Genomic DNA, 19,737 nt, shown 5'->3' with positions numbered 1-19,737 from the left:
TTAGCGGTTTGGGGTGTTTGTCAACTGTGATGGGGTGGTGAACGGGGACAGCGGAACTGCTGGTAGAGAGGTGTTGTCAGCTTCGGTCCTCGCAGCGGGCGCGGCGGCGGTGCCGTAGCTCCAGATCCGGCAGTTGGCCGCGGCGGGTGTTGGTGACGAACGCGGTCAACCGCAGGCCGTCGACGTCGGTGAACCGTAGCTGCGCTCCGGGGTGCGGACGTTCTTTCCGCACGATGAGCCGCATCCGTCCGGCCAGCCCGACAACTCGGCCAGATCGGCGACCCACGCGCCCTCGCGCACCTGGCCCTCGGCGTCGTAGGCGGGGGTCCACACCTTCTTCGGAACCAGGTTCACGGCATCGACGAGCGCGTCGGTGAGGGTGAAACCCAGCGAGTACCCCACCCTCCGGTTCGTGCAATAGGTGAGGAATTCGTGGGTGCCGCCGCCGGTATCGTTGCGTACCAGCACTTTTCGGCCGACCCGGTACCCAGGCCGGAACGGCAACTGCTCGAGCGCGGCGGCGAGGACTTCCTTGTGGTCGGCAGCGGTATTGCCTGCGGCGTTGCCGGGCCGCAACAGCATCGCCGCCGGCTCGCCGGTGCCGCCGGAGCCGTGGTCGATGAACGCCAGCAGCGGGCGGAACCCGAATCCCTTCGTCCAGGTCGGGGCCGCGTGTTCCTTGTCCGAATGCGCATCGACCAGACTCGCGTCCACGTCGATGATCAGCGGATTCTCCGCATCGATGCCGTGATCGGGAGCGTGCTCACCGGCAGCGGCCCACGCCGCCGACCGCGCTACCACGCGAGCAGAAGCGATCACCGCCAACGCCTTCGGCGCGTCAGCGGCCAACGCCGCGATCGTCCGCGATACCGTCGGATCCCAGGCCACCGACCCGAACACCGCCGGCTCGCACCGCAGCAGGGCAAGAATCGTCATCGGTGTGGGGTGTGTTCGCGGCTCTGAGGGGATTCGGCCTGACGCGGGGACCCGTGCCCCAAGGCGACCACTCCCCGCGTACGCGTGCGCAAAGACGGCTCGACCTACTCGCAGGTGCGCTACCGCATCGCCCGCGCCGGCAAGTCCGTGGAATCCGTGTGCTGAGACCAAGCTGCCCAAGCGGATTGCTCGCGAGGTTGACCACCTCAACGAAGATGAGTTCGAGCCCGTCGACGAGCTGCTCGCGCCGCGCTGGCGCGCATGGTGGGAGTTCGGTGTGATGTCGATGGCGAGGCCCGGTGAACAAGCGCGCTCACTGTCGGCGATATCGATCGTCGCCATTTACGACGGCGAGATGCGGCCGCAAGGCTGGCTCAACGCGGCTTGCCTAGGCGATTTCGAGTCCAGCGGGACGAGAAACGCGTCGTCGTGATCGTTGTCGAGTGCCGAAACGGTGCCCCGTACGTCTTCGTTCATCGCGTCACCGTTGGCGCGATGAACCCTGAGCGGATCGCGAATTCGGGGTGTGGATCGAGGCTGAGCCGATACATGACCCGGTCTCCAGTAAAAGCGGTCCGACCGTGCAGCCACCGGTGATTGTGCAGAACGTAACCGTCACCTGGTTCGAGAGTGAACCGGATGGCGTGCCGGTCGATTGCCTCGGCGAGTTGGGGCAACCAGTGCTTCACCTCGGGCGAGAACTGGGCGAGGCCATCACGTCGATATCGGACTGGGACCCGACCGCCCTGGGTGTGCTCGAACACCGACCCGAGATACCCGGCGGCGCCACCGAACAAGGCTGTGCGTGGCCGCGACAGCGCCAACCGTCTGCGGGTCGCAGGCCGCGAGATCGGAATAGACGCGTTGGCCGTCGATTGCAATGCACTCCCCACCCGACACAGCGCGGCGTCCGCACACGACCAGCAGGAGCGCGGGCGGGTCAATAACTCCGGAGCGGTCGGTGTGCGGCGCCAACGCGCCGGCACCGAACCCACCGAAGCCCATGCGACGGGCGACGCTGCCGCGGTTCTGCAACATGGTTATCCCGTCACCGTCGCTGTCACGATGTGGGACGACAGTGCCGAGAGACGAGCTGAGCGTGACGAACTGAACCCGGGAACGGATGCGGTCGAATCTGGCGATTCCGTCGGACGCGACCCCGGCCGCCACACCCGCCGCCCAATCCTGCTGCAAGTCAACCAACATGCGATAACAGTCCCCTGACCGCTGGTCAGCGGTCCACTGACAAATTGTCACCGGCAATCATCCGGCCGTACGCGGCCAGCGCTGCTAGCGTTCGGGCATGACCGGCTACATTCCGCACATGTACTCGATCTCGATCAAGGGCGTGGTTGTTCGCGACGGCCGAGTACTGCTCTTGAAGAACGAACGCAAGGAATGGGAGCTGCCCGGCGGCCGAATCGAACCCGACGAGACTCCCGAGGAGTGCGTCGCCCGCGAGATCACCGAGGAAACACAATGGCCTGTCACCACGGGTCCGATCCTCGACTCGTGGATCTACTACATCAACGCCGCGGAACGGCACGTGTTCATCGTGACCTATGGCTGCTACCCGGATACTGACGCCGAACCGGTGCTCTCCCATGAACACAAGGAAGTCGGGCTGTTCGCCGAGAACGAGATAGCCGGCCTGACCATGCCCGAGAACTACAAACGGTCGATCATGACCTGGTTCGCACAGTTGAGGGCAGCCGAGAGCGTGTAAGGAGATCGTCGTGGACGGGCTCAGATGCCAGGCATGCGGCGTCACGATCAGCCGGCTCGCCGCCGACGCCGTATGCCCGACCTGCGCCGCCAACACGACCCCAGCGCAACCCGCAGTGCGCGCCGCTCCGATCGTCACCGCAGTGTGGCTGTGGGCCAGCTCGGAGGCTGCCACGGCGATAGCTACCCGGGACCTGCCGACCATCCTGCGCGCGTATCGGCGCCTCAACGGGCTGAACCAGATCGCCCTCGCCGAGCACCTGGGCTACGACAAGTCGTATGTTTCGATGATCGAAACTGGCCGGCGCGCGATATCCGATGTCACCTCCCGTCGACATATTGCGTCCCGGCTCGGGCTCCCCGCACACGTCCTCGGTGTTACGGGAACCGACGACGCCGAGTTTCGGGCGATGCTCCAGTTCGGCGACAGCACGGTGCGGCTCGCCGAAATTGCGCCAGGCAGGGCATGCAGTCGAAGCAGTCAACGAACTATGGCCATGGGTGGCACGGCTCGAGGCCCGCGCCGCCGAAGGCCATATGGAACGTGACAGCCTGATCCTGCTGGCGCAGGCCAGAGCAGCACTCGGAGTCTCTCTCGGCACTGTGCTCCCCGAGGAGCGACTCGCCTCCGCCGCCCGGTGGACCGGGCAAGCCGTCGAAATCGCCGAGCACCTCGGCGACGACGCGTTCCACGCCCATACTCTCCGCATGCAGGGCAATGAGCTGCGCAAGGCTGGCCACCTCGCCACCGCGGTCGAGCAGTTGCAACGGTCACTCGACTTATCTCGCGATCCAGCCGACCAGGGCGGAACACTCGCGTTCCTGTGCCGGGCGCTCGGCGAACTCGGCGACGCTCAACGATTCGACGACACACTCGACACCTACCGGCGGCTACTCGACATCCGGGAAGCGGCTTACTGTTCCAGCCTTTCACGTTGCGCGAGATCCGGCTGCGTGGACTCCTCGGTACTGGCCGCGCCGTCGAGGCAAGCCGTCACCTTCAGGACACAGCAGGCGCCCCGGCCGCGCCTCAATGGCACATCATCGAGCGTGTCACAACGGGTGAAGTGCTGATCGCCATCGGCGACGCCGATACCGCCGTCTCTGCGTTTGCCGAGGCGATTGCCGCAGCTGAGCGCCACCGCCTGCCAACACCAGATACAACGCACCATCCGGGCGGCGGCGCGGAGCGGCATGCATGATCTTGCGACGGAAGGAAACGCATCCTGTCCACCACGTCCCCGGGGGCCTTGGCCAGAAACCCTTCGTTGCCGAGTTTCTGTGCCGCCGTGTCGAGTTCCTTCTGTGCTGCGGCGAGGGCTTTCTGTAGTCGTCGGCGTTCGGCGCCCACGTCGATCGCTTTTGAGAGGTCGAGGCGGATCCGCGCGTCACCGATGGGCAGTGTGGCGGTGGCGGTGATGCCTTCGGCCGGGGTTTCGAGCCGGAGCAGTTGCCGGATCGCCGGCTCGTGTGGCTGCAATACAGGTGTGAGTTCGAGTTCGGCCGGCATTCGCTGAGTGGTGCGCACGCCCTGCTCGGACCGGAACCGCCGGACTTCGGTGATGAACCTCGGCATACAAGCCTTCACTGCATCCGACGATCGGCCGATCCGGTCGGTGTGGCAGCGCGGACACGAGCTCGGAGCCGATCTGAAGCTTGTGCCGTCCCAGGCATCGAAAACCTACCTGGACTTTCTCTAGGAATGGTCACGGGCGGCCAAACCGCTCACCGCACCCGAGGATCCGGTGCCAGCGCGACAACCGCATGATCACGCCAGCAGTACCTTCCCTCTTCCGGCCACAGTTCGACGAGTTTCACACATCCCACGCTCACGGTCACCGGAGGCAGGGCGCGGAGTTCCCGGACCCGGTCGATGACCGTGGAGGCGGGGCGGTCGGTATTGCAGTATCCGATTCCCAGATGGGGCCGAAAGTCGATAGTCGGTCGCAATGCCCGGTCAGCAGTGACTTCTCGAGCGCTGTCCCGCAGGATTCGATGCAGGGCGATCAACCGATCCCACGGCGTTACCGAGAACCGGATCGCGCTGCGTGACCCCCCCAGCGGCCCGATCACGATCTCGAACGCCCCGAAATCACGCAACGCGGCACGCGAACGCTCCACGATCTCCTCCACATGTACCGTGGGTAGTCGGTCGGTGTCACCTATGCCGAGCATCGTGAGGTGCAGCCCATCGAGCGGGACCGGATCCAGCCCTTCGGCACCGAGATGGTCCTGGCAGTGCTTCACTGAGGTAGCCAGGTCCGCGTCGTCGAAGGTCAGATACCAGTAGAACCCGGAACGACGACCCGGTGGCCATGCCTCGAGCGTCCAATGGTTCATGAGCTGGGACAACTCCCGAAATGCTGCCCAGTCGTTGGCGCGGATACTCGCGGCATCGGTCTCGGACATCGGGGGTTGCGGGGGAAACACGGTCCGTCGAGAACTACCCATACTGGTGGATCATTCCTTATCGGAGCGGATCGGTGCCGTTGAGCGACAAATACAGAGCCGTTCACCGGGCCACCGCGCTCGCAACGACTTCGGCAGCGAAACGACTTCGGCAGCGAGAGGAACTCCTGCCCCACATCACGGGGACTTGTCGGGCTCACTGCCCGCTGTTGCGCCGCCTCTCGGCTGCGGTCAGAAACGCGGTGAGCACACCGTTGAACACGGGCGCCCGTTGCACCGCATGGCCGGCTCCAGGTAGACACGCTCGTCCGCCGCACAGTCGATGGGCGACGGCATCGCACACCACCTCCATCGCCGGGTTGTGGTCGCCCGATACCACCAAAACCGGTATGCCCGCCTCGACGATCCGATCGAACCGCGGGTTCGCCTCCCACGGCGACCGGAATTTGCGGGCCAGCGCCATCGCCTGATGGATCTCCGCGTCTGTCGAGCCGAGAATTGTGCTATCGATGCCGGCCATGGTGTAGAACTCCTGCTCGGTTCGCGCGTCGTGCACCCCCCTGGCGAAATGTTCGGCCACTGCCGCCAGTTGCTGCACCGATTCGTCGCCGCCCGACGCGGTCCACAGCGGTACCTCGATCAGCGTCAGTGACCGCACCTGGGGCGGAAGCCGGGTGGCCGCGATGCACATTCCCAAGCCGCCGTAGGAAAATCCGACGAGGTGAGCGCCACCGGACACCTGCGCCAGCAACTCCTCCAGGTCGTCGGCATCGACGAGTAGATCCTGGCTCGGCGCAACGGGACTGGGGAAGAACCCACGCCGGCTCGGGATCATCAGCTGCCAGTCGGTTTCGAGTTCCAGCTGGTGTGCCCAGGTCCACCGGGGCGGTAGTCCACCGTGGACGAGCATCAGCGGCGGCCCCGTCCCCAACGTACGGACATGCAGCGCCGAGGTGAGCAGGGCGTCCGCGGGTTCGTCCTGCCAGGCCGGGGTCATAGTGAGTTGCTCCTCGAGCCGGCGGTCACGGCCGTCCTGCCTCCGACCGACTTCGGTTCGCGCAGTGTGCCCGACGGGAGCAACAACAGCGCGATGACTGCCACGAGCGTCGAGACCACCGCGCTTACCACCACCTGCATCGTGGTGAGGAACGAACTCTGTGCGTTGGTGACCAATTCCTCGGTCGTGTCGGGTCGGGTCACCGGGTGACTCCTCGAATCTGGTTGCGGCTGTGGGCAACACGGCCCACCTGTGCAGGCAAGTACCTTTGCGGTCCAAGGTAAGCGGTTTTACCGCGACACGTCAAGGTAAAGTGGCGTAGTGCCCCCACGCGTGCGACGCAAACCCGACGAGGCCAAGCGGCTGATCCTCGATGCGGCGAGCAAACTGCTCGCCGCAGGTGGCCCGGCCGCTGTCCAGGTTCGCGCGGTCGCCGTCGAGATCGGCGTCTCCGATGCCGCGATCAACCATCACTTCGGTACTCGCGACCAGCTGCTGGAAGCACTGCTGCGGTTCGGTGGCGCTTCGTTGCGCAACGGGCTGCACGCCGTGCTGGACCGATGGAACGACTGCCCGGTCGACCTCGCCGACTTGGTAAGAGCCCTACACCGGCTCTACGCAGACGGATTCGCCGAGCTGGCGCTCGCGCTACACCGGTCCGGTTGGCGTGACACCAGCACCGGCATGCTCGACGAAGTCGTGGACCGGCTGTTCGACGACGCACAACAGCAGTGCGCGGCCACCGGACACCGAGCGCCGACGCGCGAGGAGATCCGCCTCACGGTGGCCGCGCTGCATCAGGCCATGGCTACCCAGCCGCTGTTCGGCAACGAGTTCCGCCGCAGTGCCGGGCTGGACGCGGCCACACCCGAGCCGATGATCGAGTGGTGGATTCGGATCCTGCAAACCACCCTCGCCGGAGTGCCGCCCGCTGCCTGACCGGACCCGCACCACCGCGGCGGTTCCTCACACCGATGCCGCGTCCACCCGCTCCACCAGGGCTCGTGTCAACGGCGCTGGCACGGAATGTTCCGCACCTGCTCGCAGTAGCGCGCCGCCGATGGCATCCAACTCCAGCGGCCGCCCGGCTGCGGCGTCGCGCAGCATGGAGGACATCGCCCCTTCCGGGAACCCGTCGTAGAAGCGCAGCGCCGCACCGACATCTGCCTCGACGCCACCAGCCCGGCAGATCTCGGCGACTTCCCCGAGCAGCGCGATCAGCTCCGCACGGTGTGCGGTACGCACCATACCGATGGGTTCCCGGTAGCAGGTCGTCATCAGAGCGAATGGAGCCAGCGCAAACAGTTTTCGCCAGAGCATTGCGGTCTCGTCGGTCTGCACGCGGACGCGCAGGCCCGCGTTGTCGAGCACCCAAGCCCACGCAGTGAGCCGTTCCCGCACCAGGATAGACCCGGCGAGGTCGATCTCTGCGAACGCGCTGCCGTGGCCGATCCGCCCTGGCGCGGTCCGGGTCGATTCGACCCGTATCACCCCTGGCGCGACCAGCTCCGGCCGGTACCGCCGGCGCAGTACTCCCGGATGTTCGATGCCGTTGAGCAGCGGCACCAGCAATGCATCGCCGGTCACCTGCGGTGCGAGGCGCTCCACTGCCGCGGTCAGGGCCGTCTGTTTCACCGTGATGAGGCAGAGGTCGACCCGCTCTCGCAGTTCGGTGTCCGCCTCGACCTGGACTCCGAACTCACCGAACTGTGTGCTGTGCAACCGAATCCCGTCGGTACGCAGCGCGCGTACCGTGTCCGGCCGTCCCAGGCAGATCACGCGATGACCGGCTCGGGCCAGCAGCGCAGCGACCAGTCCCCCGATTCCGCCGGGACCGAGTACGCACACTGCGTACCTCGGCGAATTCACCATCGCCACCATCCTTTTCGGTTGCCGGTACTGCCAGTCCCCGTCGACTGCCGACGCACCGTGTCACCCTACGGAACTCAGACGTCGTCGGTACCGAGTTCATCCATCTGGTAGCAGCCCGGAGCGCTGATCACGAGCCGTATCTCGAGTGCTGGTCAGTCGAGCACCATCGACAGTGTGAACGACATTCTGTGTTCTGCGAGTGCATATTTCGCCTCGGAGCTCGGATAGACCCGGAGGTGATCGCGGGTTCGTCAGCGATGCGACGCCGCACGGGTCGAGCCCAGTACAGTCGAGTTCAGTGGCGCGGCATCAGTGCGTCGGTCATCGGTCATGGCCAGCATCTCTTATCGTGACAGCGGACAGGATCGATGGTTATGGAAGGTGGAACTTGTGATCACTCATGTCAGCCACGCGGTGATGTATGTCGGCGATCAAGTGTCGTCGCGCAGATTCTACGTCGACCAACTCGGGTTCCAGGTGGTACGGGACGAAGAAATCTTCCCTGGTGCGCGGTGGCTGGAGGTCCGACCACCGGGCGGCCAGACCACGATCGTGTTATCGGCAGCGGCAGCATTCGATAAGCGCCCGGGCGAGGGTGCCTACTTGCACTTCGCCACCGCCGACATCCACGAGACCCGAGAGCGTCTACGTGCAGCCGGTGTCGAGGTCACCGAGGTGACGACCGCCCCCTGGGGCACCTACATCAACGCCACCGACCCCGACGGTCACCACGTGATGATCGCGCAGGATTAGCAGACCTCGAACTGGGATCCTGTGGGCGCCCTGCGCACAATGGGGGCGGCGAGCGCATATGTCCTCCAACGAGCGTTTTCACCAACTCGACTTGCTGACGCCGGGCAGTTCGCCGCGGTGCGCTTTTTCGCGCACGCGAACTCGCGACAGCCCGAACTTGCGCAAGTGTCCGCGCGGGCGGCCGTCGATGGCGTCACGGTTACGCAGGCGGGTCGGGCTGGCGTCACGGGGCAGTCGCTGCAGGGCCAGCTGGGCCTGCGCCCGGGTCTCAGGGGTGGCATTGACATTCCGTGCGAGCGCGCGCAATTCGGCGCGCCGCTGCGCATAGCGGGCTACGACCAGTCGACGTTGCTCGTTCTTGGCGATCTTCGACTTCTTCGCCATCAGCGTTCCTCCCGGAAATCGACGTGACGACGCACGATCGGATCGTATTTACGCAATACCAGCCGGTCCGGATCGTTGCGCCGGTTCTTGCGGGTGACGTAGGTGTAGCCGGTATCGGCGGTCGAGCGAAGTTTGACCACAGGTCGCAGTTCGGTGTTCTTGGATGCCATCAGATCCGCTCCCCCCGCGCCTGTAACCGAGCGATGACGGCGTCGATGCCGTCACGGTCGATCACCTTGATGCCTTTGGCCGACACGGTCAGCGTGACCCGTCGGCCGAGGCTGGGTGCGAAGTAGGTCTTGCGCTGGATATTGGGGTTCCAGCGCCGACTGGTGCGGCGATGCGAGTGCGAGACCATCTTGCCGAATCCGGGCGTTCGCCCGGTCACCTGACAGTGCGCAGACATGACACTCCTTCTTGTTGAAAACTATTTTCGACAACTGCTCCTCGGGACTGTACGCTCGATCGACAGTTATTGAAAACGATTGCCGAAAGGAGTGGAGGTGGACACCAGGACCCCCGTCGTCATTGTGGCCGGCACTGCCAACGAGGTACGCCACCTCGGCGAGACGCTGCTCGAGCCCGGAACGGTGCTGATCGTGCACAATCTGAGCCTGCTGGGCGAGGGTGTGGTCACCCGGACGCTGACCACACTCGACGGTGAGCAACTGACCCTGGTGGAGTTGGCACACGGATGTGTGTCGTGCACGCTGCGCATGGATCTACTCCCGCTGCTGCGCACACTGTCCGATCGCACGTGGGTGACGCGGATCGTGCTGCTGCTGGATCCGGCACTCGAACCGGCCGAGATCTGCGAGGCCATCGACCACGTGGTGGTCACCGGCCAATCCGGTCGGGTCGACGCACCGGCCGGACACGATGTGGTGGTCACGGCGGTACTCGCGGCCGTGGATACCACCACCTGGCTCGCCGACGCGACCGGCGACGACACCCTGGCCGAACAACTCGGTGGCGACGACGACCGCACCGTGGCCCAGGTCGCGGTCGCGCGGGTGCATCACGCCGACGCCGTGGTGCTGTTCGGCAGGCCCGACCCGCTGGAGGCCGACGTACTGGCAGCGGTCCTGCAACGGCTGGCCCCAACCGCGGTGCGGCACTGGACAACCGATGGCCTCGATATGAGCGCCATCCTCGCGGCCCTGCCCGAGCGGCGTGCCGACCGGGGATTCGATCCACACGCCCCGCTGCTGGATGGTGCGCCTCCACTGAACGTCGACACCGGTGTCTGCCTGGTCGAGTTCACCGCACAACGGCCATTTCACCCCGAACGCCTGCACGAGGCGATCGACACATTGCTGGACGGCGTCGTCACCACCCGCGGTCGCGTGTGGCTGGCGACTCGACCGCGCCACGTGTTGTGGCTGGAATCGGCCGGCGGCGGGCTGCGTATCGGTCCCGCGGGATGCTGGTTGGCCGCGATGACCCCGGACGAGCAGGAAGTCGAGGATCCACAGCGGCGCGCGCTGGCCGCAGTGAACTGGCACCCGCGCTTCGGTGACCGGCACTCCTCGCTGGTCGTGCTGGTCCATCGCGCCGATCCCAGCGAGATCGAGCGCGCCTTGCGCTGGGCACTGGTCACCGATCACGAACTACGGCAACCGGATTCGTGGCAGGGCTTCGCCGACCCGTTCGGCGAGTGGCACGACGATCCGTGCGGCGCCACCGAATCGACCCCCTCATCACCCACGCGAGATGGAGAACAACTGTCGTGAAACCCGGCATCCACCCCGACTACCACCCGATAGTCGTCGAAGATTCCAGTACCGGAAAGCGTTTCCTCACCCGATCCACCGCGACCAGCGATCGCACCGTGGCTTGGACCGACGGCAACACCTATCCATTGATCGTGGTCGACGTGACCGCAGATTCGCACCCATTCTGGACCGGCGCTCACCGAGTGCTCGACAAAGCGGGCCGCGTGGAGAAGTTCGAACAGCGCTACGGCCGCCGCACCCGCCCCGGCACAGGAGCCTGATCACCATGGCTGTACCCAAACGCCGCATGTCACGATCCAACACCCGCCACCGACGGTCACAATGGAAAGCGACTGCGCCCCAACTGATCCCCGTCAGCGTCGACGGCGTCGAACGCAAGGTGCCGCCGCGTCTGGTCGCCGCGATCAAGCGCGGCCTGATCGATCCGTCCCGGCTGTGACCGACACCCGGCTGCCGGTGACGGTACTGTCCGGCTTCCTCGGCGCCGGGAAAACCACCCTGCTCAACCACATTCTGGCCAACCGGGAAGGTCGTCGCGTCGCGGTTGTCGTCAACGACATGAGCGAGGTGAACATCGACGCGGCGTTGATCGCCGGTCGAGGTCGGCTCGACCGCACACAGGAGAAGCTGGTCGAACTCACCAACGGCTGCATCTGCTGCACACTGCGCGAAGATCTGATCGACGTGGTGGAAAAACTGGCCACCGCACAGCGGTTCGACAACCTGGTCATCGAATCCACTGGGATCTCCGAACCGATGCCGGTCGCGGCCACCTTCGACTGGGAGTTCGAGGACGGCTTCTCTCTTGCTCGACTGGCCAGGCTCGACACCATGGTCACCGTTGTCGACGCCTCCACTTTTCTCACCGAGGTCGTGCACAGCCAGTCACTGGCCGAGCGCGACCTGGCGGCGGGTGAAGGGGACGAGCGCCAGATCGCCGACCTGCTCGTCGACCAGGTGGAATTCGCCGATGTCCTCCTCCTCACGAAGACCGACCTCGTCACCCCGCAGGTGGCAGGCGCGGTCGAAGCCGCAGTGCGCCGAATGAATCCGACCGCGGACTTGCGCCGGATTCAGCATGGCAGGGTCGATTTGGCCGCCGTGCTCGACACCGGCCTCTACAACCCGGTCCTGGCCGCCGAAGTACCTGGATGGGACGAGGAATCGGCCACTGGTCACACTCCCGAGACCGAGGAATACGGCATCCGGAGCTGTACCTACCGCTCCGACCGGCCATTTCACCCGGCCCGGCTCGCGCAGCTCCTCGATGACCTGCGCGCAGTGCTACGCAGCAAGGGATTCTGCTGGATAGCCAGCCGCCCCGAACTCGCGGCAATCTGGTCACACGCCGGCCCGAACCTGACCTTCGAACCCGCCCAGTATTGGAGTGCCGCCACCGAGCAACCTGGCCAGGAACTGGTGTTCATCGGCATTCGCCTCGACATCGACAGCCTCCGAAGTGCACTCGACACCGCAGTGCTCACCGACGCCGAACTCGCGATGGGACCGAATACCTGGCGCGACTATCCCGATCCCTTCCCCGCGTGGTCGAGCCTGCACGAACACACGCCTACTCGATTCCATTGAGCCAGCCGCTCGCCGCGAAGAGCGACCGCCACACCAATGCGGCACACCGCAGCCGTAACCACCAACTCCCGGATCAGGGCTCGCGCAGGGATCAGGGCTCGCGCAGTTCGACCAGTGGAACCTTCCAGGGCAGTTTCTCGATCATGGGCTGCCAGCGAGCGGTGTCGAGGGTCAGAACCGGCCAGTCGAGACGTTTGGACACGGCGGCGGCGTGGGCGGCGGCCACATCGTGCGGCTCACCGAGCCAGCTCAGAGTACGCGCCATCGCGGTGATGTGATCGAGGTCGGCGAGGTCGTCGAGCATCACGTGCTCGACGTGGGAGACAACAGCATTGAGCGTCTCGCATTGATCGTCGGAAAGTCCGGCCTGTGCAGCGACGAGGACGTTGGCGGGCGCTGCCATTCGCAATTGCCGTGCCTCCAGGCTGGCGATCAGATGGGTGACGTGGGCATTGCCTTGCGCGAACGCGGTGATCAGGGTGTCGTCGAGAACGTATCCGCTCAATGGGCGCCGTCACGCTCCTGCGCCAGCTGAGCCAGCCGCTCGGCCTCCTGCGTCGCCCACGCGACCGCGACCGGATCGCGGCGCGCTGCGGCGAATTGCTCATCGAGCAGCATCTGCTGGCGGGCGTGACGCGCCTCGTCCCGGTTGAGCAGAGTGCGGATGGTGTCCTCCAGGGTCGATCCCTTTCGTGTGAGGGCTGCTAGTCGGTCTCGGGTCTCGGTGCTGGTCTGGATCGTCGTCTTCTCGGCCACGCAGGGAAGTATAGAATATCCATAGTCGATATGGTGCAAATATAGCTGCTCGCTGCGTCAGTGCGTGGAAGTGGGGGCGGCCGGTTCGTCGGCATCGATCGCCTCCGTGGCGGTGGCACGGGTGCTGCGCAGGCTCCATGCGATCGACACCGTGATCGTGGCGACGACGACACCGAGGGTGACCGGGATCGGGAGTTTGCCGACCGGGGTCTCCGACAGGATCAGCTTGAAGCCGGCGAAGACGAGCAGGACCGCAAGTCCGTAGTGCAGGTGCGCGAAGCGGCGCAGTAGCCCGGCGAGGCAGAAGTACAGGCTGCGCAGGCCGAGAATGGCGAACGCGTTGGCGGTCCAGACGATGAACGTGCTGGTCGTGATGGCCAAGATCGTCGCCACGGAGTCGATGGCGAAGATCAGGTCGGTGGTCTCGACCGCGACGAGCACCACGAGAAGCAGTGTGGCGCTTCGCGTGCCGTTGATGCGGGTGAAGAACCTGGCCCCGTGATATGCCGGGTCGGTGGGGATCACCTTGCGGACCAGGCGCACGACCGGGTTGCGGTCCGGCGGAGTCTGTTCACTGGGTCGAAACGCCATCGTGTAGCCGGTGTAGATGAGAAACACACCGAGTATGTAGGCGGTCCAGAAGAACGTCTCCAGCAGCTCCGCGCCGACGAAGATGAACACCAGCCGAAACACCAAGGCGCCGAGGACCCCCCAGAACAGCACCTTGTGTTGGAGGGAGGCCGGTACGGCGAAGTAGCTGAAAATCAGCGCGAAGACGAACACGTTGTCGATCGACAGCGCCTTCTCGATCAGGTAGCCGGCGTAATAGGTGCCGGCCACCTCACCGCCCTGCCACACCCACAGGATGACGCCGAACAGCAGACCTGCGCTGATCCAGATGCCAGACCAGATCGCCGCCTCGCGGAATCCGATGACGTGGTTGTCGCGGTGCAGGAACAGGTCGATGGCCAGCATCGCGGCAACCGCGAGCATGAGTACGGCCCAGACCCACCAGGACACGGACATACTGAGGGAGACCTCTCGTCTTGGCCGGACCTACGCTGAGGCCGGCCGCTGCTGGACGAAGGTCTCCCCGAGCCACTGAATCAGTGGCTGCACCACCGGAACCCGGGTCTGCCGGACTCGTACTGACGGCGGTGCGTGGAGCGCCGGGTACTCCCCTTCGAACTACGACAAATTATTCACGAAGTATGCTTCGTGTGTCAAAAGTTGCGATGCTGATTCCGTGTCTCGAAGTACGTATATTGAACGACAGGCGCAGGCCGAGAACGGAGGTGCAGATGACTGTGGCAGCTCAGCCGAACGGCGGACCCGCGACGAAGGGGTGGACCTTCCTCACCAACCACGCTCACGTTCTACTGGCCATCGTCCGCGAGCCGACCGCCCGCCTGCGTGACGTCGCCGCCTCGGTCGGGATCACCGAACGCGCTGCGCAAGCCATCGTCGCCGACCTCGAAGCCGCCGGATACCTGCATCGCGAACGCGTCGGACGCCGCAATGCATACACCATCAACGCGGCCGGCCGATTCCGGCACCCTGCCGAAGCCGATCACGCCATCGGCGACCTCATCCAGCTCTTCACCGACCCGCCGCGGCACTGAGCATGCCGCAGCCCGATGTGAGGCGTTCCGAGATCCGGCGAATCGGATGCACCCCGTGCGCGGCGCGTAGCTCGTCGCCGGTCACTTCGGACAGGCCGAGGTGCCGGACCTTTCCCGCGGCGACCAGATCGGCCATCGCCCCGACCGATTCTTCGATCGGGATCCGTGGATCGCGGCGGTGCAGGTAGTAGAGGTCGATGACGTCGATGCCGAGGCGGTCCAGACTCGAATCGCACGATTGCCTCACGAACGCGGCGTCACCGCGCGCGGTCCAGGTGCCATCGGGATGAACGATCACGCCGAACTTCGTGCACAGTTGCACTTCGTTCGTGCGGTCGCGAATGGCCGTGCCGACAAGCACCTCGTTGTAGCCATTGCCGTACATCTGCGCGGTGTCGAGGAACGTGACACCGCGATCGAGCGCGTGGCCGATCACCCGGGCAGCATCGGTGAAATCGGTTGGATTGCGCGCCAACCCCATTCGCATGCATCCGAGACCCTGTGCGGACACCTTCCACTGCGCGGGGCCCCTGTCTTTTCAGAATCCAGTATTCAGAGGTGGGGTTGGTGGAAAGCTGACCGGCAGGGCAGTGAGCGCGCGGTGAAAGGGGCCTGGCCGCCACTGCAGCTCGTCGGCTGCACACGCTGGTGTCATATCCGGGAGGGCATCGAGGAGCTGGTCGAGAGCACCCTGAACTGTCTGGTAGGCGATGGATGTGGCCGGACAACCGTGCGGGCCGGTACTGAAGGCGAGGTGAGAGCGATTGCCGGTACGGTCGGCGCCGGTGACGGCCGGGTCGTCGTGGCAGCCAGCGATGCTGATGACGACCGGTTGGTCGGCCGGCAGCCAGGTGTCGTCGATCAGGACCGGTTGGCGGGGATAGGTAGTGCAGAAGTTGGCCATGGGCGGGTCGTTGAACAGGACTTCGTCGAGGGCGTCGCGAGTGGAAAGGTTGCCGCCGACAAGGCTGGTGCCGAAGCGCGTGTCGGTGAGCATCAACAGCAACGTGTTGGCGATCAGGTTGCGTTGGGGTTCGATTCCGGCGGAGTACAAGCCCATCAAGGCGGCGAGGAGTTCGTCTTCGTCGAGAGCACTGGGGTGGGCGATCAGCCGAGAGGCGATGTCGTCATCGGGTTGAACGCGTTTGAGGGCGATCAGCTCCCGCAGCGCGTCGACGACCATGGCGATACCCTCGGCCGCCCGAACGGTGTTGAAGCGGGCGGCAGTGCCGGTCGCGAGGCGTTGCCCGATCTCGACGGGACAACCGATCAGGCGATTGAGGACCGAAAACACCAGCGGGAAAGCGTAATCGGTGAGGATGTCTGCGGATCCTGCTTCGCAGAAACTGTTGATCAACGGTACGGCGATGTCCTCGATGATGGCATGTAGCGCGGGCAGATCGACCTCACTGAGCGCGGCGACATTCGCCGCGCGATACCGGGCGTGCGCTGCGCCGGTGTTGTAGCGAGCTGCGGGCTGCCATTTCATCATCGGCAGGATCGGCGAGTCGGCGGGCACACTGCCCTGCCAACCTCTGGGGTCGGTGGGGAAATGCGCGGGGTCGTTGAGTATCCGACGGGCGGTGTCGTATCCGATGACCAAGGTCGCAGGAACATCGGGCGCCAACTCGACCGGAACCAGCGACCCGAACTTTCGGCGCATGTACTGGTAGGCGTCGTGCGGGTCTGCGGCGAATTCCGGGGTGTGCAAGGCCACGCGGGGACCAGGTGTATCCACCGGCGAGCCATGGCGAACCGGGTGGGTCTCACCGCGCGACACGTACTCGGGAAACGATGCTGTCATGGGGCGCGACTTCCAATCCGGGAGGTGTAGCGTCGAATGTGACAGGGCGGGATCGGTGACAATTCGGCCTTGAATCGAGATCCGGGTGGGTGATGAGGTCCGTGGCAGGGTTCGCCGGTCAGGTGAGGGTGGTGTCGAGGTAGCCGGTCAGGGCCTTCTCGTCGGTGATCGCGCAACGTAGGGCGATATAGCCGTCGGGGCGGATCAGGGCGAGCCCGTCGCCGGTTGCGGTGCCGTACAGGTCGTGCGCCGTGGTGTCGGTGGCGGTGAAAGTGCCGGGTGACGGGGTGGTCAAGTCCTTGGTAGCGATGACGGCGGTGCGGACCCGGTCACCGTAGCGGCGTCGGAGGTGGGTGGGGAGGGTGTCGACGCGGTGGTCGACGAGCGGCTCGCGCCGGCGTTGCAGGACCAGCAGCGTGTGGTCGGGGTGGCGCAGCAGGTCGTGAACGCGCAGGCTCGGGGTGACGGTGGCATCGGGGGCGCGGTCCCCGGAGGCGAGTTCATCGACCGGGCTCGGTTCGGATTCGACGTCGATAGTGTCGCGGTAGGTGTAGGCCAGGCCCGAGATCTGTCGAATAGCACGAGTATTGAACCCGGGTTCGCGCGTGATCGCCAGGCGGTCGGTGAGCGAGGTGCCGTGGGCCATGATCACCCGATGCAGTAAGTGGGTGCCTGCGATCACCTGTTCGGCGATGGGGCGTCGTTCGCGTTCGTAGCTGTCGAGCAACTCGAGCGAAGCCCCGTGACGAGCGACGAGCGCCAGCTTCCAACCCAGGTTCACCGCGTCCTGGATACAGGCGTTCATGCCTTGTCCCCCAGCGGGGCTGTGGATGTGCGCAGCGTCTCCACACAGGTAGATTCCGTGGTGGCCGTAGCCGGCGCTGAGTCGCCGCCACACCCGGAATGTGGATATCCATTCCGGATTGCCCAGGGTGACCGCACCGGCGAAATGGTCATCGATCACGGTTTGGAACGACTCCCGGGTCGCCATCGCGTTGTCGTTGGCGCCAGGGTCGCTGATCAGTATCCGCCACGTGTCTTCGGGGAGTTTGGTGACCAGAACCATACGGTCCTGGTCGATCATGTAGTGCACGCGGTCGGTGGCCGGTGTCTTCCCAGATAGCGGAACGTCCATCATCCGCATCTCCACCCCGTCGTAGTCGTCGCCGGTGAAGTCGAGACCCAAGTGAGTGCGCACCGTACTGCGGAGCCCATCACAGCCCACCACCCACCCAGCGCGGATCCGCTTCTGGTTCCCATTGGGTGTTGTGACGGTGGCGGTGACCGGCGTGCCACTTCCTCCGGTGAGCGCCTGCAATTCCGTATCCCATTCGATGTCGCCGCCCAGTTCTGTGAATCGGTCGCGCAGGATCCGTTCGGTGACGTTCTGGCTGATCACGAGGATATAGGCGTGGCGACTGTCGAGTTCGGTGAAATCCAGTCGTGCGACCTCGGCGACGCCGCGGAAGCTGTAGTCCATCGACACCGATCGGATCCCACGTTCGAGGAATCGGTCAGCGAACCCGGCCATCTCGAACAACTCGAGAGTCCGAGCATGCAGGGTGAACGACCGTGAGGTGGCAGCCGGACCAGCCGCCTTGTCGATGATCCGGCACGGGACTCCACGCCGAAGCAGTTCGATGCCCAATGTCAGCCCGGTCGGACCCGCTCCCACGATCAGAATCGAATTGCTCACTTCAGCACTATCGAACACAACGACGCCCCTTCGAGATCACTCCAGTACCGCGATTCCCAGACCAACACCCCGCTGAGCACCGTTCGGCGCTCAGCCGGGACAGCGGTCCCCGACATGAAAAGCATGTGTCCGCAGTGTGTTTCGCAGGCTACCCGGTTGGGCTACCACTCGCATGGCGTGTTACCGGCGCTGCGGCCTGTTGATCGGCCTCCATGACTGTCACGATCCGACTCTGTAGATAGATCGGCCAGGTTGCCCATCGAGGTGATTGGCATCGATACCTTCACGTCGGCATCGCATTCCCGACCGGCGCCCGTGGCCGCTCTGTTGGATCGTGCGCCATGCCCTAGTCGGTCGGCTCGAGCACGATCTTGCACGCCACCTGCACGATCCGGTCCCGCACCGCGGGAAGTCGGACGCTGCGGGAAGTGGGACGCTGTGGAAACGGCCCTGGCAACTAACTCCAGCGCGTGAGAACCGCTGTATCGGGCGCGATTCGGCGACAGCGCAGATTCGATCGCTCTGCTTCGTCAGGACGTCGGTCGGCGCTCTGGGGATTCGTCCTTGGAGGATCGCGATGATCGAGGTGAACGCGGTACTCGAGCGCGAACGCGATTTCCTCCTCGACATCGGCTTCCTGCCGACCATCTCCGAGTACGTCATACGGCTGTGCCCGATGTGCGACGACGATCTCTACAGGGTGGTGCGCACAGTGAACGAGCGACTCGACAGCCTTCCCCCGTGGTTCGCCGATCCTACTGAGTACGTTTTGAATCGTACCTAAGGCATGGGTGCATCGAGTCGAATTTCTTTGGGGAATCAATCTATCTACATCTTCGGAGACCACGCTCTCGTATGCCCACACGGTAACCCGGTCACTGGTCCATCGCGCCGCGATATGCGAGGTGTTGCTGACTGACGTTGCCCAACTTTCAGAGCAGGAGTATGTGATTGCTGCTCAGCTCCCGCGGGTTCATAGCTACTACAACGACCACATTTCATCGTCCACTTCCTACGACCCGCTGCTGCTGGTGGAGGCGTTCCGGCAGACCTCCATCCTTGTTGCGCACGAATTCCTCGGTGTACCTATCGATGACAAGTTCGTCTTCAACAGCGGGGAACTTCTGGTTACCGATCCGTCCGCGCCATGGATCGGTGGGTTGCCCGGACGTGCGGAGATTGTCGCCGTCCACGCTGGTCTGAAGCACCGTGAGTCCGTGGTGATCGGATCCACCCTGGATATGGTGCTGACCGTAGACGGCAAGGAAGCCGCCACCATGCGTACCACCACGCAGTGGATGCCGTCGTCTGCCTGGGCGCGGCTGCGCGAGAAGGGCCGGGCCGCGCTCGAGCTCACTCCAGTACGCCCGCACCACACTGGGCGCCGGATCGTGCCGGTACATCTTGGGGTTGTCCGTGGGACGGCGTGAAAGGCCCGGTACCCGCAAAGGGACGGGTAC

At 64.9% G+C, this 19,737-nt stretch carries 28 protein-coding genes and 1 pseudogene; 12 read left to right on the top strand and 17 right to left on the bottom strand.

Annotated elements, in window-relative coordinates; translation table 11 throughout:
* Positions 1-82: 82 nt before the first annotated feature.
* From K940_RS28530 to K940_RS32365, 3 genes and pseudogenes are all read right to left on the bottom strand, one after another.
* Positions 83-927 (bottom strand): annotated as a pseudogene (locus K940_RS28530) (transposase); the annotation flags it as partial.
* A 482-nt stretch (positions 928-1,409) separates the two neighbouring features.
* A complete protein-coding gene (locus K940_RS34120; RefSeq protein WP_369797512.1) occupies positions 1,410-1,625 on the bottom strand; it encodes a TauD/TfdA family dioxygenase in 216 nt (71 codons plus the stop codon).
* Between the two features lie 25 nt (positions 1,626-1,650).
* On the bottom strand, positions 1,651-2,142 hold the full coding sequence (locus tag K940_RS32365) for a TauD/TfdA family dioxygenase (RefSeq protein ID WP_155980898.1): 492 nt from the start codon (positions 2,140-2,142) through the stop codon (positions 1,651-1,653).
* Between the two features lie 97 nt (positions 2,143-2,239).
* On the opposite strand from K940_RS32365, the gene K940_RS0115595 reads away from it, so the two are divergent.
* The 3 genes from K940_RS0115595 to K940_RS31690 are packed head-to-tail and all read left to right on the top strand — an operon-like array spanning position 2,240 to position 3,735.
* Complete coding sequence (locus tag K940_RS0115595) at positions 2,240-2,662, top strand: NUDIX domain-containing protein (RefSeq protein WP_036528774.1); 423 nt, start codon at positions 2,240-2,242, stop codon at positions 2,660-2,662.
* Positions 2,663-2,672: 10 nt separating this feature from the next.
* A complete protein-coding gene (locus tag K940_RS33035; protein ID WP_196812219.1) occupies positions 2,673-3,209 on the top strand; it encodes a helix-turn-helix domain-containing protein in 537 nt (178 codons plus the stop codon).
* The gene (locus K940_RS31690) at positions 3,163-3,735 is read left to right on the top strand and encodes a hypothetical protein (RefSeq protein WP_196812218.1); all 573 of its coding nucleotides are present in this window, start codon (positions 3,163-3,165) and stop codon (positions 3,733-3,735) included. The genes K940_RS33035 and K940_RS31690 overlap by 47 nt, the downstream gene beginning before the upstream one ends.
* Here K940_RS31690 and K940_RS33030 read toward each other — a convergent pair.
* The 4 genes from K940_RS33030 to K940_RS0115565 all read right to left on the bottom strand — a co-directional run bounded on the left by K940_RS33030 (position 3,692) and on the right by K940_RS0115565 (position 6,270).
* Positions 3,692-4,237, bottom strand: a complete 546-nt coding sequence (locus K940_RS33030) for a hypothetical protein (protein WP_196812217.1) — start codon at positions 4,235-4,237, stop codon at positions 3,692-3,694. The genes K940_RS31690 and K940_RS33030 overlap by 44 nt on opposite strands.
* 149 nt (positions 4,238-4,386) lie before the next feature.
* A complete protein-coding gene (locus K940_RS28515; protein ID WP_081706395.1) occupies positions 4,387-5,112 on the bottom strand; it encodes a 2'-5' RNA ligase family protein in 726 nt (241 codons plus the stop codon).
* A gap of 154 nt (positions 5,113-5,266) precedes the next feature.
* The gene (locus K940_RS28510; protein ID WP_051407231.1) at positions 5,267-6,067 is read right to left on the bottom strand and encodes an alpha/beta fold hydrolase; all 801 of its coding nucleotides are present in this window, start codon (positions 6,065-6,067) and stop codon (positions 5,267-5,269) included.
* Positions 6,064-6,270 (bottom strand): hypothetical protein, encoded by a 207-nt coding sequence (locus K940_RS0115565; RefSeq protein WP_028478307.1) that lies wholly within the window; start codon positions 6,268-6,270, stop codon positions 6,064-6,066. The genes K940_RS28510 and K940_RS0115565 overlap by 4 nt, the downstream gene beginning before the upstream one ends.
* A 118-nt stretch (positions 6,271-6,388) precedes the next feature.
* Between K940_RS0115565 and K940_RS0115560 the strand changes: the two genes are divergently transcribed.
* Entirely contained in the window at positions 6,389-7,006 is a 618-nt protein-coding gene (locus K940_RS0115560) for a TetR/AcrR family transcriptional regulator (protein ID WP_155980897.1), read from the top strand.
* A gap of 27 nt (positions 7,007-7,033) precedes the next feature.
* Here K940_RS0115560 and K940_RS0115555 read toward each other — a convergent pair whose 3' ends face one another.
* The gene (locus tag K940_RS0115555) at positions 7,034-7,939 is read right to left on the bottom strand and encodes a ketopantoate reductase family protein (protein ID WP_028478305.1); all 906 of its coding nucleotides are present in this window, start codon (positions 7,937-7,939) and stop codon (positions 7,034-7,036) included.
* Positions 7,940-8,329: 390 nt separating this feature from the next.
* Here K940_RS0115555 and K940_RS0115545 point away from each other — a divergent pair, with 390 nt between their 5' ends.
* Positions 8,330-8,692 (top strand): VOC family protein, encoded by a 363-nt coding sequence (locus tag K940_RS0115545; protein WP_028478304.1) that lies wholly within the window; start codon positions 8,330-8,332, stop codon positions 8,690-8,692.
* A gap of 78 nt (positions 8,693-8,770) precedes the next feature.
* On the opposite strand, the gene rpsN is transcribed toward K940_RS0115545, so the two are convergent.
* From rpsN to rpmB, 3 genes are read right to left on the bottom strand one after another with little or no spacing between them, the layout of a single operon-like run.
* On the bottom strand, positions 8,771-9,076 hold the full coding sequence (rpsN, locus tag K940_RS0115540; protein ID WP_028478303.1) for a 30S ribosomal protein S14: 306 nt from the start codon (positions 9,074-9,076) through the stop codon (positions 8,771-8,773).
* On the bottom strand, positions 9,076-9,246 hold the full coding sequence (gene rpmG, locus K940_RS0115535) for a 50S ribosomal protein L33 (RefSeq protein WP_028478302.1): 171 nt from the start codon (positions 9,244-9,246) through the stop codon (positions 9,076-9,078). Before rpmG ends, rpsN begins: the two co-directional genes overlap by 1 nt.
* Entirely contained in the window at positions 9,246-9,482 is a 237-nt protein-coding gene (gene rpmB / locus K940_RS0115530) for a 50S ribosomal protein L28 (RefSeq protein WP_028478301.1), read from the bottom strand. The genes rpmG and rpmB overlap by 1 nt, the downstream gene beginning before the upstream one ends.
* A 97-nt stretch (positions 9,483-9,579) precedes the next feature.
* Here rpmB and mrf point away from each other — a divergent pair, with 97 nt between their 5' ends.
* From mrf to K940_RS0115510, 4 genes are read left to right on the top strand one after another with little or no spacing between them, the layout of a single operon-like run.
* A complete protein-coding gene (gene mrf, locus K940_RS0115525) occupies positions 9,580-10,809 on the top strand; it encodes a ribosome hibernation factor-recruiting GTPase MRF (RefSeq protein ID WP_036528791.1) in 1,230 nt (409 codons plus the stop codon).
* Positions 10,806-11,072: a type B 50S ribosomal protein L31 gene (locus K940_RS0115520; RefSeq protein ID WP_028478299.1), complete on the top strand. Its 267-nt coding sequence runs from the start codon at positions 10,806-10,808 to the stop codon at positions 11,070-11,072. The genes mrf and K940_RS0115520 overlap by 4 nt, the downstream gene beginning before the upstream one ends.
* Before the next feature lie 5 nt (positions 11,073-11,077).
* Positions 11,078-11,251 (top strand): 50S ribosomal protein L32, encoded by a 174-nt coding sequence (gene rpmF, locus K940_RS0115515; RefSeq protein WP_028478298.1) that lies wholly within the window; start codon positions 11,078-11,080, stop codon positions 11,249-11,251.
* A complete protein-coding gene (locus K940_RS0115510; RefSeq protein ID WP_028478297.1) occupies positions 11,248-12,399 on the top strand; it encodes a GTP-binding protein in 1,152 nt (383 codons plus the stop codon). The genes rpmF and K940_RS0115510 overlap by 4 nt, the downstream gene beginning before the upstream one ends.
* A gap of 91 nt (positions 12,400-12,490) precedes the next feature.
* On the opposite strand, the gene K940_RS0115505 is transcribed toward K940_RS0115510, so the two are convergent.
* Genes K940_RS0115505 through K940_RS0115495 form a run of 3 tightly spaced genes read right to left on the bottom strand, consistent with a single transcriptional unit; the run spans position 12,491 to position 14,181 of the window.
* Positions 12,491-12,904, bottom strand: a complete 414-nt coding sequence (locus tag K940_RS0115505; protein WP_028478296.1) for a hypothetical protein — start codon at positions 12,902-12,904, stop codon at positions 12,491-12,493.
* On the bottom strand, positions 12,901-13,155 hold the full coding sequence (locus tag K940_RS0115500; RefSeq protein ID WP_028478295.1) for a hypothetical protein: 255 nt from the start codon (positions 13,153-13,155) through the stop codon (positions 12,901-12,903). The genes K940_RS0115505 and K940_RS0115500 overlap by 4 nt, the downstream gene beginning before the upstream one ends.
* 57 nt (positions 13,156-13,212) lie before the next feature.
* Positions 13,213-14,181: a TerC family protein gene (locus K940_RS0115495; protein ID WP_028478294.1), complete on the bottom strand. Its 969-nt coding sequence runs from the start codon at positions 14,179-14,181 to the stop codon at positions 13,213-13,215.
* A 275-nt stretch (positions 14,182-14,456) separates the two neighbouring features.
* Here K940_RS0115495 and K940_RS0115490 point away from each other — a divergent pair, with 275 nt between their 5' ends.
* Positions 14,457-14,777 (top strand): helix-turn-helix domain-containing protein, encoded by a 321-nt coding sequence (locus tag K940_RS0115490; protein ID WP_036528789.1) that lies wholly within the window; start codon positions 14,457-14,459, stop codon positions 14,775-14,777.
* Here K940_RS0115490 and K940_RS28505 read toward each other — a convergent pair.
* From K940_RS28505 to K940_RS0115475, 3 genes are all read right to left on the bottom strand, one after another.
* Entirely contained in the window at positions 14,755-15,264 is a 510-nt protein-coding gene (locus K940_RS28505; protein WP_081706394.1) for an aldo/keto reductase, read from the bottom strand. The genes K940_RS0115490 and K940_RS28505 overlap by 23 nt on opposite strands.
* Positions 15,265-15,315: 51 nt before the next feature.
* Complete coding sequence (locus K940_RS0115480) at positions 15,316-16,581, bottom strand: cytochrome P450 (RefSeq protein ID WP_028478292.1); 1,266 nt, start codon at positions 16,579-16,581, stop codon at positions 15,316-15,318.
* Positions 16,582-16,699: 118 nt separating this feature from the next.
* The gene (locus tag K940_RS0115475; RefSeq protein WP_036528785.1) at positions 16,700-18,277 is read right to left on the bottom strand and encodes an FAD-dependent monooxygenase; all 1,578 of its coding nucleotides are present in this window, start codon (positions 18,275-18,277) and stop codon (positions 16,700-16,702) included.
* A gap of 577 nt (positions 18,278-18,854) precedes the next feature.
* Here K940_RS0115475 and K940_RS0115470 point away from each other — a divergent pair.
* Complete coding sequence (locus K940_RS0115470) at positions 18,855-19,061, top strand: hypothetical protein (RefSeq protein ID WP_028478290.1); 207 nt, start codon at positions 18,855-18,857, stop codon at positions 19,059-19,061.
* A gap of 7 nt (positions 19,062-19,068) precedes the next feature.
* The gene (locus K940_RS28500; RefSeq protein WP_255342599.1) at positions 19,069-19,707 is read left to right on the top strand and encodes an AfsA-related hotdog domain-containing protein; all 639 of its coding nucleotides are present in this window, start codon (positions 19,069-19,071) and stop codon (positions 19,705-19,707) included.
* The last annotated feature ends 30 nt before the right edge of the window (positions 19,708-19,737 follow it).

The sequence above is a fragment of the Nocardia sp. CNY236 genome (assembly GCF_000482385.1).
In the GTDB taxonomy this organism is placed as follows: Bacteria; Actinomycetota; Actinomycetes; order Mycobacteriales; family Mycobacteriaceae; genus Nocardia.
The sequence above is the reverse complement of the archived record's forward strand: the minus strand, read 5'-3'. Positions and strand labels throughout refer to the sequence as shown.